Source organism: Aliivibrio finisterrensis (genome assembly GCF_008933155.1).
Taxonomy (GTDB): domain Bacteria; phylum Pseudomonadota; class Gammaproteobacteria; order Enterobacterales; family Vibrionaceae; genus Aliivibrio; species Aliivibrio finisterrensis.
Window position 1 is genome coordinate 1 of sequence record NZ_WBVP01000019.1, and the last position, 17,903, is coordinate 17,903.

13 protein-coding genes and 1 pseudogene are annotated in these 17,903 nt (G+C 39.6%); 6 read left to right on the forward strand and 8 right to left on the reverse strand.

The features are described 5' to 3' along the window. The 7 genes and pseudogenes from F8B77_RS14475 to nadS form a co-directional block, all read right to left on the reverse strand. Window positions 1-3,928, reverse strand: a 3,928-nt coding sequence (locus F8B77_RS14475) for a hypothetical protein (protein WP_151656082.1), incomplete at its 3' end; no start/stop codon positions are given. Window positions 3,929-4,205: 277 nt separating this feature from the next. Then, window positions 4,206-4,314, reverse strand: a pseudogene (locus tag F8B77_RS18060) (IS5/IS1182 family transposase); the annotation flags it as partial. A 370-nt stretch (window positions 4,315-4,684) separates the two neighbouring features. Further along, on the reverse strand, window positions 4,685-4,846 hold the full coding sequence (locus tag F8B77_RS14485; RefSeq protein WP_151656084.1) for a hypothetical protein: 162 nt from the start codon (window positions 4,844-4,846) through the stop codon (window positions 4,685-4,687). Between the two features lie 107 nt (window positions 4,847-4,953). Next, the gene (locus tag F8B77_RS14490; RefSeq protein WP_151656086.1) at window positions 4,954-6,219 is read right to left on the reverse strand and encodes a DEAD/DEAH box helicase; all 1,266 of its coding nucleotides are present in this window, start codon (window positions 6,217-6,219) and stop codon (window positions 4,954-4,956) included. 68 nt (window positions 6,220-6,287) lie between these two features. Then, on the reverse strand, window positions 6,288-6,920 hold the full coding sequence (catB, locus tag F8B77_RS14495; protein ID WP_151656088.1) for a type B chloramphenicol O-acetyltransferase: 633 nt from the start codon (window positions 6,918-6,920) through the stop codon (window positions 6,288-6,290). A 105-nt stretch (window positions 6,921-7,025) separates the two neighbouring features. Beyond that, a complete protein-coding gene (locus F8B77_RS14500; protein ID WP_151656090.1) occupies window positions 7,026-7,736 on the reverse strand; it encodes a Clp protease/crotonase-like domain-containing protein in 711 nt (236 codons plus the stop codon). Between the two features lie 252 nt (window positions 7,737-7,988). Beyond that, window positions 7,989-8,276, reverse strand: a complete 288-nt coding sequence (gene nadS / locus F8B77_RS14505) for a NadS family protein (protein ID WP_151656092.1) — start codon at window positions 8,274-8,276, stop codon at window positions 7,989-7,991. A gap of 512 nt (window positions 8,277-8,788) precedes the next feature. Here nadS and fucP point away from each other — a divergent pair. From fucP to F8B77_RS14530, 5 genes are all read left to right on the forward strand, one after another. Beyond that, window positions 8,789-10,120, forward strand: coding sequence for an L-fucose:H+ symporter permease (gene fucP, locus F8B77_RS14510; protein WP_151656094.1), 1,332 nt, complete (start codon window positions 8,789-8,791; stop codon window positions 10,118-10,120). A gap of 60 nt (window positions 10,121-10,180) precedes the next feature. After that, on the forward strand, window positions 10,181-11,191 hold the full coding sequence (locus F8B77_RS14515; protein WP_151656096.1) for an aldose 1-epimerase family protein: 1,011 nt from the start codon (window positions 10,181-10,183) through the stop codon (window positions 11,189-11,191). Between the two features lie 144 nt (window positions 11,192-11,335). Then, a complete protein-coding gene (rbsD, locus tag F8B77_RS14520) occupies window positions 11,336-11,755 on the forward strand; it encodes a D-ribose pyranase (RefSeq protein WP_151656098.1) in 420 nt (139 codons plus the stop codon). 77 nt (window positions 11,756-11,832) lie between these two features. After that, on the forward strand, window positions 11,833-12,750 hold the full coding sequence (gene rbsK, locus F8B77_RS14525) for a ribokinase (protein WP_151656100.1): 918 nt from the start codon (window positions 11,833-11,835) through the stop codon (window positions 12,748-12,750). Window positions 12,751-12,825: 75 nt separating this feature from the next. Continuing rightward, window positions 12,826-13,833 (forward strand): substrate-binding domain-containing protein, encoded by a 1,008-nt coding sequence (locus tag F8B77_RS14530; protein ID WP_151656102.1) that lies wholly within the window; start codon window positions 12,826-12,828, stop codon window positions 13,831-13,833. A 57-nt stretch (window positions 13,834-13,890) separates the two neighbouring features. On the opposite strand, the gene F8B77_RS14535 is transcribed toward F8B77_RS14530, so the two are convergent. After that, entirely contained in the window at window positions 13,891-14,745 is an 855-nt protein-coding gene (locus tag F8B77_RS14535) for a DNA ligase (RefSeq protein WP_151656104.1), read from the reverse strand. A gap of 367 nt (window positions 14,746-15,112) precedes the next feature. Between F8B77_RS14535 and F8B77_RS14540 the strand changes: the two genes are divergently transcribed. Then, on the forward strand, window positions 15,113-17,794 hold the full coding sequence (locus F8B77_RS14540; RefSeq protein ID WP_151656106.1) for an ExeM/NucH family extracellular endonuclease: 2,682 nt from the start codon (window positions 15,113-15,115) through the stop codon (window positions 17,792-17,794). Window positions 17,795-17,903: the final 109 nt, after the last annotated feature.

A 17,903-nucleotide genomic window follows, 5' to 3' on the forward strand; every position in this document is an offset into this window, starting at 1 on the left:
TCAAACCAATGTCATCGATAACCGGGGTATACATCGCTTGTGTCGATAACGCCGTTAAGCTGCCTCCTTGATTGACTCGATACCAGTTATGACGTCGTGTACTATAACTGGCTTGCCCACTCGCTGTCGTCAATTCGCTATATACGCGATATTCGATATTTTCTGTCGGTGTCTCGAGTGCGTCAATGTTAATGTCATAATCAATATTACCTAAGGTACTTTGGACTTGCGAGCTTACATTACTGTATGTGCTGTACGTCGTGCCACCTCCCATGCCTCCAAAGCCAGGCTCTGACATATTGACCTTCAGCCGATAATATTGACCTGCATTGAGATTTTGGCGCGGTGAATAGATTTGTTCAGCCATTCCCATTGCCATCCAATTCACGCCATTAATACTTTCCTCCCACTGATAACTAGCGGTTAAGTTACCATTTAAGTTAATCAATGAAGAAATATCATCCTCTAACGCATTAGGATCTACTATTCCAATTTCATCTTGTTCACTTAGCGGCCTTTCATGGAAAAGAGCAATCTCACTTATTAAATTAACAGTTGCAGTCACTCCAGAGGTCAAGAATACATTCGTGCCATTATCATTAACCGCCACTTGTAACACGAGTTGAAATCCGATGTCATCAAAGGTCACAGTATAACTATTTTGATCTTGTCCTATAGGTGTGTATTGCCCATTTTGGTAACGATACCATTGATATACAACAGTATTGCCTGCAAAACGCGTTGGCGGTTCTAAATTGACGGTCACCCCTGGCATCAACCTAAGCGAGGGTTGAATGACAGGTTGACTCAGATCGATATTACTGTTTAATGGCGTCAATATCGTAGACAATGTTTGATTTTCGATGTTCGTATTGCTTGGATCAGACATGATCGCTTCAACGCGAATGGCAAGACTACTGCTTGTACTATCAACAGAAAACGCATCATTGCTTCCACAAGCCTGTAGCACCGTATCAGTATCATTGTTGTAATAACAATATTCGACTAACGGCGGGTTGATTTCACCACTTCCTATCACTAATGATGGTGTAATAGTCAACCCGTCATAGACATATTGACTATTAGTCTGCATTTGCCTAGGCCAAGGTCGATTTGGTCTTGTATCAGGCTGAAGTGCGCCTACTTGACCTAAATTACTCAGCTCTGTGATAGTTTCGACATTAGCAATCGTATAGCTGCTTTGTAACATGAGATATTGACCAAATTGATCATTATTGACGGTCAAGCGGGTGCCGGTACTTAGCTGAGGAAAACGTGAACTGTATTCGCTATTTGTATCGTTTACTGAACTAACAGCCCACCAAATGTAATCAACCTGTGCCATGGGCTGTTCCACTCGGTTAATTTCAACACGTGTCGTAACCTCTAGACCATCCCCGATTCTATATTGATTCAACGTCGGTGATATTTGTTGGAAAAAATCATAACTATTGAAAGTTAAGGTATAAGGGTTAGACCACCCCATACCATCAGACACTTCGTAAGTCATATTTTGTGGCATGGAATCGCTTCGATCAAAACTGTAAACCAGATCGGTAATGTCGCTGATCAATACCTCATCACCATTATTAACAATAGTGCCATTAAATGTTAATTGACCTTCACTCGGTACACTGGTTATTCGAACGCGGTAAAAATCATCGCCATCAAGGTCGCTATAACTAAAATCGGTGGCACTAAAGCTAAAAGGTGATTGACCATAAATCGATACGTCCGCCGAAGTCGGTGCTCGGTTCGGTTGGTTAAGATCGAAAGTTAGTTGCACAATATCATCATGTTCTAGATCGACTTGATCAAATGTGATGGTATTATTACCTGAATATCGACCGTCAACTTCTAACGACTGTGATCCACGCTGGATCAGCAAATATGGATTGGCGTAGGATACACTGGATAATTGTAAAGCTAAGTCAACCGTATTAAATACCAATGTTATCTGTTTAATTGGGGCTGGTGCGTTATTGGGGCTTTCAAACTCAACTTGCCACTTTCTTTCCACAAAGCTGTTGATCGTTGAGCCTGATGGAATAGGTGGTAATGTTGCGCTCGGACTCGTCTGTACGGTTGAAAAATCTCCGTCATCGTGCCCAAACAACAAAAACTCATTTTTGTTAATTAAATCATAGTCACTGTCAACAGGTGAATAAGGGTCAAAGCCCAATTGTAAAAAGCTGGATGCTCCGACATCAACAAAAAAGTCTTGATTACAATCAGTTGATGCTGATGCGTTGTGACCCAAGACTTCCAGATCGTTGGTATAACCTGTGCCAGTTTGACTTTGTGGGATCCGTCCTATCGCGCGTGTGAGTTTTAAACCAATGTAACGACCAACGACAAATGCTTCACAACCTGAAAGCGATTTTCTAAACAGTAACACCTCACTATGAGAGGCTGTCGGAGTAAGATGACCACCACGGTTTTTATTAATACCGTACTCACTAAAGAGTCTCGAATCAGCGCCAATGTCTAAACTATTTGTGTCAACCAACTCACCTTCTCGGTATAGGTTTTGTGTACATTCCTGACGATTTGCCTGCATAGGGTTTGCGTTTGGAATTGGCATGCACGAATTTCTTAACTCAAGCACTTGAGACACATCTTGTTCCCAGTCCCCAAAATCCCCGCTGTAGTTAATACCTGCACCGCTATCATTAGGCTGCCACGCACGCCAACTTGTTTCATATTTACCTCCAAACTGATGTATTTGTAGCGACATATTTGGTTCATTTGGCCACGAGTAGCCTGTTAGTTGAACGGTCCTTGTTGAGAAGGTTGAATACCAATCCACGGCTACTTCTGTATATCCTAAGATTTGGATCAGCGTAAAATTATCGAACCATACATCACTACTATCTAGCTTGTGCACTAATGCATCAAATTCTGTGCTTTCAAATTCGAGTGAGGCAGAACCTTTAAACATCATTGATGATGCGTTATACACTGGTCGCCCAGCATCCCCGACAGCGCTGTCAGTAGTCGGTATGGCAAGGCCACCATTACCTGTATAATTCATGTCGTAAACATGCCGATCCAGCCCAGACTTATCTTTCCAACATGCTACCTCATCGCCATCGCTGGCCGGTGTGCTACATGCTGTATCAGTAAACAGTGTGTTAGAGTCATTCACATCAAGCCATAACTCTAAACTGCTTTTTAAATCTAACTGATTGAGCATGATGTCTTCAAATACTGTGTATTTAGTTTCTGACAGGGGTAAACGAGCGATAGAAGTGTCAAAATACAGGACTTTGGTGATAGTCGTGTTATTATCGACAAACGCAATTTCCACCGCATTATAGCGAGCACTACCGCTACTATCGACGGTGTAACTGTTTGTCGTATTTGTCAGATTAATCGGTGAGTTAACATTATTGTACGGTTCACCTAAGTCACTTGCTGAATTGGTACCGAACCATCGATATGTCACATTGCGGTTTACCGCAATGCCATTTATCTGCAAGCTGCTTGAGGTAATCGTGATCGTCTCACCATTTTCAATAATGGGGAATCTTATATCATGAGCGCTGAGGATGTTATATTGGAAAGCTGTTGCTGTTTGATATGCTGGCGTTTGCGTTGAGTCTATTATGATGTTGCCAGATGTGAGTCTTGCAAATATACGCTCACCTACGTTCATATCATTGTCGTTGAGCTGTATTGTGGGACTATTACTGCTCAATAACTGCTCACTGTTTCCGTCCGTTTTATACCAATCGATTTGCCAGCGGCCATACCTTAGTTCATCACTCGGGTTTAAACCGACTTCAGTGCCAGCAGCAAGAGGCTGGGTGTATGTCAAACTGATGTCTTGGGCATACGCCTTAAAAGCGATACCAAAAGCTAGGGCCGTTACGATTGCCATTTTAAATAAAAATGTAATTTTGTTCCAAAATAAAAAATTAAACAAAATATTATCCTCATGACATGAATGAATCAGTGAGCTTCATTTTTGTATAATCTGAGCTTGGCATTGTTTTTTTGCGCTATACAAGTAAAATTCTTGAATAAAGCATTGTTTAAAAACACTTTTTCATCACTTTATTTCAACGCCATATTTTACATTAAATGAATGATTTTAAACTCACTATAGTTATAACCATAGACTATATTTTTAAAATTAATCCTCAAATACGGCTTTGTTGTGTATTTAATTTAAAATTGGAGCAACCTCGTCCATGTATTTTTTAGTCAATATGACAAATTTTAGGCATACCTAACCCAGTAAGCTTGTTTAACGCTTTTATCATCGCCTAAGTTACCTACCTGTGCACTGTAATTTCTTAAGCTTAGTCGTCATCTTAGTGATTTTGTTGTTTCTGAAAAACTTAAACCTGAGATGGTGGGAGATAAAGTCTACTTTCTAAAACTCGGACCATGCAGCTCATCGAGCATTTAACTAAGAAATCTATTTCAATACGAGTCAGAACATTACTTACGTCAAGACGGAATTTGGTGTGAGCTACACCGCTACAAGCTTACTTGTATCCAGAATTACATATAATGTTCAGATACTGGGGGCTGCATCGTCAATTGAATGGGTATAGCCTCATAAAAACACAACCAAAAGGAACCAAATTAAATGGCCAATTGCGCTCATTTTATTTCCCTTATCTTATCATTCGATTACTGATAATTGATTAAACCGTAAATTAGATCACTTTAGTTAATCGTCAGCGCCACACTTTGCACATTCATCATAGGTTCTCTCTCCTTCACTAATGACCGTGTATTGACCCACACAGTTTTCACACAGTGAAAATACAGGATAGGTTTCTTTTTGTCTTTTGGAAGACGTATCTCCTTCCGTTGTATAAAATTTTCTCACAAGCACTCCTAAGTTAGGCAAATTCTTAACTATAGAAAAACACTCGACAATATGAAGTGCCGAGTGTTTTTAATAATACCAATGTAATTAATTAGGTGATCTATTTATTACCAGTTATCTGGGTATTTTCTTTTATTCTTCTTACCAGTACCTTCTGGTTTTGCTACTGGTTTAATTGCTTCTAATAAAGCTTCTGTGATCTCTTCATCTACTTCAAAACCCTCTACTTGCTCACGCTCAAGTCGGATCTTGTTTTTCTTTTCAATAATTTTAAAGTGATGGTAATCTTCAAAATCAATTAATGATAATGCTAGACCCACTTCACCAGCACGGCCACTTCGGCCAATACGGTGCATGTAATCTGCTGGGCTTCTTGGTAAATCAAAATTGATAACCACTGGCAGTTTTTCAATATCTAAACCACGAGCGGCAATATCTGTAGCAATCAGTACATCAATCTCACCCGCTTTAAAGCCTTCAAGAACACGGCTACGAGCGCCTTGGCCTTTATCACCATGAAATACTTCAGCGGTAATTCCACGTTTAGATAACTTATCTGCTAAGTGATTACAGCTATTTTTAGCATTAACGAAAATAAGCGCTTGGCGCCACTGCTGCTGATGGATCAAATGCGCTAATACGGCTGTTTTTTCACCTTTATTAACGGTAAATACGCGCTGTACTAACGTACTTGCATCTGCACTTTGTAATTGAAGTTCTACAGGGTTATTAAGTAATGCCTGAGTTAACGTTTCTACTTCTTCTGGAAACGTCGCTGAAAATAACAGTGTTTGTTTTTGCTTTGGCGCTAACGCTAATAGCTGAGACAATTCTTCAGTAAAACCAAGACTTAGCATTCTATCGGCTTCATCAAGTACTAAGGTTTTTACTTGATCTAACTTAATGGCATTACTTGAGATCAAATCTAGTAATCGACCTGGCGTTGCAACTAAAATGTCGCAACCACCACGAAGGTTCAGCATTTGTTTATTAACAGATACACCACCAAACACAGACACCGTTTTAATCGCACCATTAAAATGCGCAGAATATGATTTGATACTATCAGCGACTTGTTGTGCAAGCTCACGAGTAGGAACTAAGATAAGGCCAGTAACATAATTGCCTTTATTGCTGTGGGGTTTCCCTGACTGCTGCTCAAAAATTTGCTGCAACATAGGCAATGCGAACGTTGCTGTTTTACCTGAGCCTGTATTTGCCCCTGCAATTAAATCACGTCCGGCTAATACACTTGGGATAGCTTGTGCTTGAATAGGCGTTGGCTGTTGATATTCCAACTCTGTTAATCGTGCTAACAATGGTGAAATAAGGCCAAGTTCTGCAAAGTTGGCTGGTGCTGTCGTCGTGCTCATGAATATAAAGGGCTCAAAGCTAAAATAATAGCCGGTTATTTTAGCTTATTTATGCCCTCTACGGTTAATTAAATCGTTTTTTTCCAATACGCGTAAAGGCCATTAATATCAGACGAACACAGTAAGTCCATTGCACCTTTAATTTTCTCTTCACTCCACTGCCACCACTTCATTTCTACTAGCTGAGCAATCTCAGTCTCTGTAAAACGATAGCGGATATGTTTAGCCGGATTTGAACCCACAATGGAGTATGGTTCTACATCTTTAGTCACCACAGCACGACTTGCTATGATTGCACCATCACCCACAGTGACACCACTCATGATCATTGCTTCTGTACCAATCCAAACATCATTACCAATAACGGTATCACCAGCACGTTCAAAGCCATCTTTAGCATCAGCAAAGTTATCGTTATCGTTATCTTGATAGAAAAATGGAAAGGAGCTTACCCATTTATGTTGGTGTCCTTGGTTTCCTGCCATCATAAAAACAGCGCCTGACCCAATAGAACAATAACTACCAATAATTAGCTTATCAATATCTGTTCTATCAGAAAGCAAATAGCGAGCACAATCATCAAAGCTGTGATTATGGTAATAACCAGAATAGTAACTGTGCTCACCAACAATAATATTGGGGTTAGTTACTTGCTCTTTTAATGACTTACCAATAAAAGGGCTTTCGAAATAATTGTTCACTATCTACTCTCTCTTTAATAAACAGCTAGATATTAGCCAAAATCACAAAGCCATTATAAATACCTATTTTTTAATACACCAAATAATTCTCAGTAACTTTGTGTGTTAAAACTTATCCGCATCAATTTCAAAAAGCGTTAAATCACTTCTGATTGGTTTATATTCCCAGGGAGGATCAATCACAAAGACGTTATCTACACCTAATTTGTTTAAAGCTGATATTGAGTAATACCAACCATCATAATCTTCTCCGTCAAACAGAGAAAAAGCCGCACTTTGGCCCAATGTCGTGATCCTTTGATCAACCCCCATCATGGAATAGAAATCCGCTTCACGTTTTGTGGATTTTTCCATGTATTTAGTCATTTCATTTAATGTCTCTTCACGCTGTTGAGTAGATAAACTCGCCAGCTCCTTTTCGAACTCACTATAATCAAACTCGTTACTGCTTGCCCCACCATGAAAACCAATAACAGCACGGTTACTTATTACTTTTCTTTTTCCGCTTGGAAATACATAATTTGCGCATGATGAAAAACAATAATCGTTCACTTCAACGGTTAAGTTATTTTTATAAACAAACTCACCGAGATCCATCCCAAGGTTAATTTCTCCACCATAACTCTTAATTTCTAATGTTTTAATCTGTCCATTATTTTTATATAACGACAACAGCGTTTCATTAGCGTCGTCAGAGATATCCCCTTCATAGACGAACTTATCTCCCTTAACGACCACCGTCGTCTCTAACTCAGCCATAGCTGAGGGTGCATTACATAAAACAAAACCTAAATAAAGACAATTGGTTACACGCATTATTCAACCTCAATGTTAAATTTCTAAAATAATAAACGCCAATCTATTCGTTATACTGAAGTATAAGTAGTCATTCGATATTCAATTGAAGTTTTAGTTCCTAGAGATTGCACATTTAAAAGTAATATATTTTCCCCCATCATCGTAGCGTAACCAAAACGAATCATATGTTGATTAGAGTGCAATATTTAACCGTCAGTAAGAAGCTGACGACTAGATAATGAACTGATTCTTGGGCGAATTATTCAGACTCTACACTTGATCCGAAAATTTAGAATACAATTCAGGTTCTTTGCTTAATAAATTAAGTACCTTACTGGCTAAACCTGTTGGGTTACGTCTTCCTTGCTCCCAACTTTTCACGGTATCAACGCTAACATCCATTGCCTGTGCCAACTCTTTTTGCGTTACATGTAACTGTTCTCGGATGGCCTTTACGTCTGCTATTTCATAACGTGTAACGTTACCTTCCAAATTTCCTTTTTTTATTTCAACCGCTTGTTCTAGTGATTTAATGATGTCATCTGCAATACTACTCATGGTTGTACCTCATTTTTCAATATAGAAACTAGCGTCTTCATTTGATTGCATGGCTAATAGCCCTATCCTTCTCGATAGTAAAATGAGGTACATAGTACCCCTTCAATTGTGAGTATACATGAGATTAAAAATAGAGCAATTTAGGCTTTTTATTTAATTGGTGCTTGCGCCAAAACGCAACACACTGCGAGCAATAAACTCAATTGCATGACTTAACATCCCCCTTATATCCCCAATTAAAATGTGATCACACCATCTTTTTGTGCGTTTTTTTTCAACAAAGAATCGATCTCATTCACAGCTTGATGCTTTGCCTCTAGCCAATTAAATAATTCGTTCTACTATGCCATCGAAACGTTTCGATGAGTGTTGTTTCATAATAAAACTCAGAATAGAGATGTAGATTTTAAAATAAATTATGCATGTCTCCAGTCTTTACTGGCTTGCATCTTCTAAATGTAGAACAGATTATTCAGTGCATTCTGAATGATAAAATAAATGGATGAAACATTATGTTTATTAAAAATAGTACTACTCAACATCCTGACGGATTCTTAAATAAGACACCTATTTTTCAGTTCTTGTTATTATCTTCCGTTTTTGCACTTTGGTCTGCAGCAGCTGCGCTAAATGATGTACTGATTACACAATTTAGAGCTATTTTTGATCTATCCAATTTTGCTTCTGCTTTAGTTCAATCTGCATTTTATGGTGCTTATTTCCTTGTTGCTATTCCTGCATCAATGGTCGTTAAAAAGGCGTCTTATAAATTTGCCATTCTGCTGGGCTTAGGCTTATACATTTTAGGTTGCTTAATGTTCTTCCCTGCTTCATTGGCAGGTACTTACACCATGTTTTTAGCAGCTATTTTCTGCATTGCCATTGGTCTCTCATTCTTAGAAACCTCTTGTAATACCTATTCAGCCATGATCGGTGAACCTGAGCGTGCAACATTACGATTAAATATCTCTCACACCATCAATGCAATGGGCTACATTATTGGTCTATTACTTGGTAAATACCTTATCTTTCAAGAAGGCGTTGACGTAGAACACATGATGAATACGTTAACAGGTGCCGAGCTTGAAGCCTTTAAAGTACAAGTACTGCAGCAAACACTGACACCATACAAATGGTTGGTTGGTATTATTGCTACCGTTGCGACCTTAATTGCAATTACAGAATACCCGAAATGTAAATCAACAATGGGACAAACAACACAAACTGCACAACCATCATTTGGTGAAACACTGACGTACCTTATGAATAACAAACGATTCTTTAAAGGTATCATCACACAATTTGCTTATGTAGGTATGCAAGTCGCAGTATGGTCATTCACGATTCGTTTAGCGCTTGATCTTGACCACACCATGGTAGAACGCGATGCCGCCAACTATTTACTGTATGCATTCATTATGTACTTTTTAGGTAAACTGGTTGCTAACTACCTATTTACTAAGACTTCTCAAGAAAATGTATTAATGGGCTACTCGGCGATAGGTGTTGTGTGTCTGTTATACGTTACCTTCGTAAATGATTTTAGCGCAGTATGGTTTGCTGTTGGTACTTCAGCGCTGTTCGCACCTTGTTGGGCAACGATCTTCGCATCAACATTACAATCGGTTGATACACGTTATACTGAAACCGCGGGCGGATTTGTGGTTATGTCCATCATTGGTGGTGCTGCTATCCCTGTCGTTCAAGGTCTACTGGCAGACTCTATTGGTATGCAATCGTCCTTTATCGTGAATGCCGTATGTTTCTCTGTTGTTTTCTTTTACTTCATGAATGAAAAGAAACACAAACAAGCCTTCACTTATAACAATACAGTAAGTGCATAACCTATCAATCCAACTAGGGCCACCACTTGATGGTTGGCCCATTGATTAACGAGTTGCCCTATGTTCACTATCCCATTATCAAAAACGCTTTTCAAATCAGAAAAAAATTCCTTAATCAGCTCAACGGATTTCCAGGTAAGTACATTTACTTATCAGTCAGGTGTTGAGGCCATTGAAATTCAAAACTCACAAGGCCACCTTATTGTTTTGCCTTTTATGGGACAAATGATTTGGGATGCGGAGTTTTTAAATATCGATCTCTGCATGAAAAATATGTTTCGTGAACCAAAGCCTGCAAAAACGATTATTGAAACCTACGGCTGCTTTGCATTTCACGCTGGCATGATCAGCATGGGTTGCCCTACGCCATTAGACACGCATCCACTGCATGGTGAAATGCCATGCGCTTCGATGGATCAAGCATGGTTAGAGATTGATTCAGACTGCATTACATTAAAAGGAACCTATGAATACGTCATGGGTTTTGGTGACCATTACCTTGCCACACCTTCTGTATCATTAAAGAAAGACAGCAGTCTATTTGACATTAATATGAGCGTAAAAAATCTCGCCAGCGTACCGATGCCACTCCAGTATATGTGTCATATTAATTGCGCGTATTTTGCTGATGCCCTGATGACGCAAACCATTCCAGATAATGGCATAACACTACGAGAAAGCATCCCTGCTCATGTTAAACCAACAGAGCAATGGAAAGCTTATAATGACGAATTAAAAGTATCATCACCCATTCATACCCTCAACAAACCAGAGATGTATGATCCTGAAATCGTTTATTTTATGGATAATCTTTCTCAATACGGTGAAACCGCTTCTTTCCAAATGGATATTGGCGAACACCGTCTCCTAACTGAGTTTAGTACCGCTGAATTTAACAGCGCGACTCGATGGATTTTATACAATGGCGATCAACAAGTGGCGGCTTACGCATTGCCTGCAACTTGTCGTCCTGAAGGGTTTCTTACGGCAAAAGAGAAAGGAACTTTGCTCTATTTGCAACCTAATGAAGAGCGTCATTTCTCGGTTCGTACGGGGATTTGTCACAAATAAAGTCACGCTTATCCGCTAAAAGCACAATATGTAAAGGTCGATCACACTTAGTTATATTATTGGATGAAATCCTGTTTGCATTCGCTTAAAATAACCATCGAAACGTTTCGATGGTGGTTGTATCCATAATATTAAGGATTATTTATGAAAAAGAACACGCTTCTCAACGCCGATTTATCCCATTGTATTGCCACTCTGGGTCATACTGACGAAATCACCATTTGCGATGCTGGGTTGCCTATTCCTGCCCCATCTAAACGCATTGATTTAGCGTTAATTAAAGGCATTCCTACGTTTATTGATACCGTAAAAGCGACCCTTTCTGAGATGCAAATTGAAGGCGTTATCCTTGCTGAAGAATTTAAAACCATCAGCCCAGAATGCCATGCAGAATTACTCCGCTTGATTGAAATAGAAGAAGCATTAAGAGAGAAGCCAATTGCCATTTCTTATCTGCCTCATGAAACATTTAAAACGCGCACTCATCAAAGTAAAGCCATCGTTCGTACTGGGGAATGCACCCCTTATGCCAATGTGATTTTTCAATCTGGTGTGGTTTTTTAACCTATTACCCTCATTTAATTAATTGTAATTCCTGATCCTAATACATCAGGAATTAACCAAAAAGATAAAGGCGCATTATGAATAAATTAGTTGTTTTAGGTAGCGTAAACGCAGACCACGTTCTTCAAGTTGCTTCTTTCCCACGTCCAGGGGAGACGTTACACGGCCACAGTTATTCCGTTATTCCGGGAGGAAAAGGCGCAAACCAAGCCGTTGCTGCAGCCCGTTTAGGCGCTGATATCGCATTTATCGCAAGCGTAGGTGACGACAGCTTTGGTCACCAAATGATTGAAGCATTTAAAATCGATGGCATTAATACCCAAGCCGTAATGATAGAAGAAAACACCCCAACAGGCATTGCAATGATCCAAGTGGCTGCAACGGGTGAAAACAGCATCTGTATCTCCGCCGAAGCAAACGCACGACTAACAGCAGAGCGCATTGCCCCTCATCACGGATTAATTGAAGCGGCTGATACCCTATTAATGCAGCTTGAAACCCCTATTGAAACCATCGAAAAAGCGGCACAAGTTGCCAAAGCCGCAGGTACTAAAGTCGTATTAAACCCAGCCCCTGCGCATCAATTAAGTGATGACTTATTGCAACTTGTTGATATGATTACTCCAAATGAGACAGAAGCTGAATTACTAACAGGCATTGAAGTAACCGATATGGCAAGTGCTCAACTGGCTGCTGACGCCCTTCATGCAAAGGGTATTGAAACGGTAATGATCACCCTTGGCAGTAAAGGGGTATGGATAAGCCAAAATGGTTCTGGTCGCCAAGTTGAAGGCTTCAAAGTACAAGCAACTGACACAACAGGTGCCGGTGATACTTTTAATGGCGCGTTTTTAACAGGATTACAGTCTGGCCGTAAATTGGACGATGCAATCAAATTTGCTCATGCTGCGGCGGCAATCTCAGTAACTCGAATGGGTGCTCAAACCTCAATTCCTTCTATTACAGAAGTAGAACGTTTTTTACTAGAGCATTAATACCGATTTTGATGTCTTTATGAGCAAAATACCTTTGTGATTTGCTCATAAAGACATAAATAAAGGATTGAATTTATGGCAACAATCAAAGATGTAGCCAAACATGCAAGTGTCTCAACCTCTACAGTAAGTCATGTTTTAAATAAAACACGCTTTGTTAGTGAAGACATTTCTGAACGAGTAATGACCGCAGTCACAGAGCTAAATTATGCCCCCTCTGCACTCGCTCGTAGCTTAAAAGTCAATCATACAAAAACCTTTGGTATGTTAGTTACGACTTCTACCAACCCCTTCTTTGGTGAAGTCGTAAAAGGCGTTGAGCGACGTTGTTATGAAATGGGCTATAACCTCATCCTATGCAATACCGAAGGCGATGCAAAGCGTGTCCATTCAAGTTTAGATACCCTACTGCAAAAGCGCGTTGATGGCTTATTGCTGATGTGTACCGAAATTGAAAACCAAGTGCTTGAGTTATTCTCTCGTTACCAAGCTGTACCAACCGTGGTAATGGATTGGGGCCTGATTGATTTTCCAAGCGATAAAATCCAAGATAACTCCCACCACGGGGGTTATTTAGCAACAAAACACCTAATTGAACAAGGTCATACTGAAATTGGTTGTTTAACTGGCCCTCTTAATAAGCTACAAGCACAACAACGTTTAAGTGGCTTTGTGCAAGCAATGGAAGAATCAGGATTAGAGATCAATAAAGAATGGATTGCCTCTGGTGACTTTGAATGTGAAGGTGGTGAAGCCGCTTTTAATGAACTTCATCGTCGAGGGAAGTTACCTACCGCACTCTTTGTATCCAATGACATGATGGCAATGGGTGTCATTAATTGCGCGAGTAAAAAAGGCATTTCAGTGCCTAATGACATTTCAATTGTTGGTTATGATGATATAAAAATGGCCAAATACATTACGCCGTCATTAACCACTATCCACCAACCAAAGCACCGATTAGGGCAGCAAGCCGTTGATTCATTATTGGAAAAAATCCAAACCAAATCAGAAACTAATCATGTAATACAGCTTGAGCCGACTTTAGTCGTGCGTGATAGCGTCAAGCCAATAATCGCTTAATCATTTTTCAACAATCCCCCTCAAAGATAGAGTGCATCTAAAATAAGCACTCTATCGTTAATACCCTTCTCGCACCGCAAGATATCGTGCAAATTTAGGTATTCCGTTGTCTGTATAGCCATTATATCGGTAAGTAATTTGCTGCCCCAATTTAGGCGGTTCTTCTCTTAACGCTTGCGTTAACCCACTGCCGATCTTAAATTCTTTTCCATCTGGCATTTTCAATATCAATGCCCCAACCATACCCCGATACTTTCCTTTTCCTGCGGTATAGCCAATAACAATTGCTTCTGCATCCTGATGTTTTTTCAGTTTAATCAAATCATCATGTCGTCCTGGACGGTATACAGTATCAACTCTTCTCAACATTACCCCTTCCCCTTTTCGTGCTGAAATATCTTCTAATACATCAAACAGCATTTCTTCAGAGCTTATCGGATGTTGATCTACTAATTTTAAATGTGGAATATCAAGCGCTTTAATCATGGTTGATAATTCATAGTACCGTTTTGGAAACATCCCCGCAGAGCTAGGTAAGTCAAACATCATAAAACGAATATCTCGCCAAGAGTCTTCATCTGGCTCTGAATCAAGTACCGTTCTCGCTACCTTTTGAAAACCACCACGACCTGCCCATAGCTCCCCATCAATAGGGTGATCAGGCAAAGGATCGGTAAACCAATCTGGCGCGTGCAATTTGTGTCCTTTTCGAGTTAACAGCTCAGAACCAGACCAGTAGGCCCTTATGCCATCGAGTTTTTCACTCAACCAGTAGGCATCAATATCAACTGAACTCTCGTAATTCATCGCCAGTGAAATCGCAATTGTGGCTGTGTTTGGCTCATCTAAAGCAATAACAGGTTGAGAAAGTGCTCCCAAAGCAACAAGTGTTGAGAGTTGGACCTTTTTCATTTAATGATCTCCTATATATAAATAATACTGTTCATTGATGAACCATCATTGCATATTATTTATACAGAAAAAGACCTACTCCATAGTTATCCCTTTCTCTACGATCCATATCTACATTCAATGTAATCTTACTTTAAGTAATGCATATTTGTTTGCATCCACTCAACAGGACCTGTTTGTATATACACTATTACTATTTTTGTTATTAAATTGACTTCTGCCAAATTAATAGCGTAACGACACTGCTTAGTCTCACATTATTCATGCAAAAGTAATGTTTATAACATATCAATATGAGAGCTTTAAATTATAGATAAAACAAATAAGAAACATCAATTCATATAACATGACTACGGAAAGCAGTGAAATGAAAAGACCTCAATTAAAAACCTCTATCGCTATGGCTGTTGGCTTAGCCCTCTCTAGTAATGCATACGCAGAAATTATAATTTCTCAATATGTTGAAGGCGGAAGTTACAATAAATCATTAGAAATTAGTAATACTGGTGACAACGCGATATCACTCTCTGGTTACGTTCTTAAATCCAAATACAATGGGTTAAACGAATGGAAAAATGATCTCGATTTATCCTCCATTACCTTAGATGCAAAAAGCGTTTACGTTATTTCAAACAGTAGATCATCTGACTCAATCCTAACCGTAACAAACAGTACTGAAAGCATTGTAAATCACAATGGCGACGAAACTTATATGCTGTTTAAAGATGGCGTAGAGCATGATCGAATTGGTATTGATGGCGATGTAGATTGGGGCAAAGATAAGAGTTTTGTTCGAGCTGATTTAACCCCAAGTACCACATTTAATGCCTCTATGTGGCTTGAAAAACCAAAAGACAATATTGAAGGGCTTGGTAAATATCAAGAAGGCGTAACGCCACCTCCTCCATTTGCTTGTGAAACAGATTCTGGCTCCTCTCCAACCTTTACTGAAATTAATCAAATTCAAGGCACAGGCAGCAAATCGCCTCTAGTGACCAGTGGGTTTATTTCTGAAGAAGAGTACTTTGTTCAAGGTATTGTGACTGCGCGTGGTGAAAGCTTGTTAAAAGGCTTTTATTTACAGGGCTTGAATGATGATTTTGATCCCAACAGCTCAGAAGGTATCTTCGTAAGCACAGGCAGTGCGCCATCACAAGAGATCCAACCTGGTGCTATTGTGTGTGTAAAAGCCAAAGTTCAAGAATACTATAACCAAACACAACTAAAGCCTGATACCAATAACTATGTAGTTCAAAAGACTGAATCTCCAGCGAAGGTCAACAAACTCGTTATTAATGAAGGCGAAACACTAGCAGACGCATTAGAACGTCATGAAGGAATGAAAGTACAACTCACTTCTCATTCAGATCTGCGTATTACACGAAACTTTAGCTTTGATTATGGTAGCAAGCGTAACAACATGGTGCTATCTCATGGTGAACCACTATTTAAACCAACACAGTTATTTGCTGCAGAAAGCCCTGAAGCCATTGCATTAGCAGAAGAAAATGCAAAACGCCAAATTACTATTGAATCTGATAACAAAGCCGCGAACGGAAAAGTACCTTACTTCCCTGATTTTGGAACTGATATCGACCAAGACGGTAGTGCGGATTCCTATCTACGCTTAGGCGCACGTATTGAAGGCTTAGAAGGAGTTATCGCTTACTCTTACGGTCAATATCGTTTAGTTGCCTCAAATACCATCACACAAAACAATGTTATTACTCAAGCTCTGAACGATGATGGCTCAACACTATTTAATGTTGAGCGAACAGATAAACCAAGCATCGGTAATGAAACCTTAGCCGATACTAGTGAAGACATAACAATTACGAGCTTTAATGTACTTAATTACTTCACCTCTGTCGCTATCGGTGGTGACCAAAATCCAATAGGCCAAAATCGTGGTGCCGTTAATGCCGATGATTTTGCTGTTCAACAAGCAAAAATCTTATCTGCACTCGTTGCTATTGATGCCGATATTATTGGTTTAATGGAAGTAGAAAATAATGGCTTTGGTGAAAACAGTGCGATTAATGATCTAACCACTGCATTAAATGCACAATTTGAAGATGAAGAAGATCACTACAAATACGTTGAGATTAAAAACAAAGACAAGTACCAAGGCGAATACTTAGGCTCAGATGCCATTATGGTTGCCCTGCTTTACCGTCCAAGTGAAGTGAAACTCAAAGGCAAAGCGCGTGTTATCAAAACACCAGAACAACACATTGCCGAAAACACCATTACTCGAGACAACAATGGCACCATTGAATTTAACCCTGCTTATGACAAATACCAACGTCATAGCCTAGTGCAAGAATTCATGGTTAAAGAAGCCAAGGAGCCATTAACCGTCGTGGTTAATCATCTAAAATCAAAAGGCTCAGAATGTATCGAGCAATGGCAGAATTTTGAAGAAGACAACGACCCAGCCGACCTACAAGGTAACTGTAACCGCTTTAGAGTATCCGCAGCGAAAGCCATTGGTGATGATCTTGAAACCGTTAAAGGCGATATTCTAATCCTAGGTGATATGAACGCCTATGGCATGGAAGATCCCCTACTAACACTAACCGATTACAGCCAAGAGAAATACAACCGAGATATCTTTACTGCAGCTTACACCACACTCGGTACTGATAAAGAAGGTAACCCACTCCCTTATGAAGAAACGGGCAGCCAAATAACCCAAGGTTATGGTTATATCAACCTAAACACACACCTACATGGCACAGAGACCTTCTCTTACACCTACTCTGGTGAATTAGGTAATCTTGACCACGCCTTAGCCAATGAATCACTGGTTGAACGTATTACTGAAATTGAAGATTGGCACATTAATGCAGCAGAAAGTAATTTATTTGAATACAGCCCGAAATACACGGGGGACATGGCGAAATACAATGACATGTATTCAGCATCCGATCATGATCCTATCGTTATTTCACTCGAGTATGAAAAAGCAGCATCATTTAACTTTTTTGCGCTGGCTTCATTGTTTGGGTTTGGTTTCTTACGCAGAAAACTCTCTAAACAAAAATAGTACCAAGACTTAAAATAACAAAGGGTGGCGACTGTATTTTATTTATACAACGGCACCCTTTTTATTAGAGTTAACTTTTATAATATCAATGTAACTAATTAGATGGTCT

What these genes read in the sequence shown, in the direction of transcription:
- F8B77_RS14490 (WP_151656086.1), bottom strand. Translation starts at nt 6,219, where the DNA reads ATGAGCACGACGACAGCACCAGCCAACTTTGCAGAACTTGGCCTTATT.
- F8B77_RS14500 (WP_151656090.1), bottom strand. Translation starts at nt 7,736, where the DNA reads ATGCGTGTAACCAATTGTCTTTATTTAGGTTTTGTTTTATGTAATGCA.
- nadS (WP_151656092.1), bottom strand. Translation starts at nt 8,276, where the DNA reads ATGAGTAGTATTGCAGATGACATCATTAAATCACTAGAACAAGCGGTT.
- fucP (WP_151656094.1), top strand. Translation starts at nt 8,789, where the DNA reads ATGTTTATTAAAAATAGTACTACTCAACATCCTGACGGATTCTTAAAT.
- F8B77_RS14515 (WP_151656096.1), top strand. Translation starts at nt 10,181, where the DNA reads ATGTTCACTATCCCATTATCAAAAACGCTTTTCAAATCAGAAAAAAAT.
- rbsD (WP_151656098.1), top strand. Translation starts at nt 11,336, where the DNA reads ATGAAAAAGAACACGCTTCTCAACGCCGATTTATCCCATTGTATTGCC.
- rbsK (WP_151656100.1), top strand. Translation starts at nt 11,833, where the DNA reads ATGAATAAATTAGTTGTTTTAGGTAGCGTAAACGCAGACCACGTTCTT.
- F8B77_RS14530 (WP_151656102.1), top strand. Translation starts at nt 12,826, where the DNA reads ATGGCAACAATCAAAGATGTAGCCAAACATGCAAGTGTCTCAACCTCT.
- F8B77_RS14535 (WP_151656104.1), bottom strand. Translation starts at nt 14,745, where the DNA reads ATGAAAAAGGTCCAACTCTCAACACTTGTTGCTTTGGGAGCACTTTCT.
- F8B77_RS14540 (WP_151656106.1), top strand. Translation starts at nt 15,113, where the DNA reads ATGAAAAGACCTCAATTAAAAACCTCTATCGCTATGGCTGTTGGCTTA.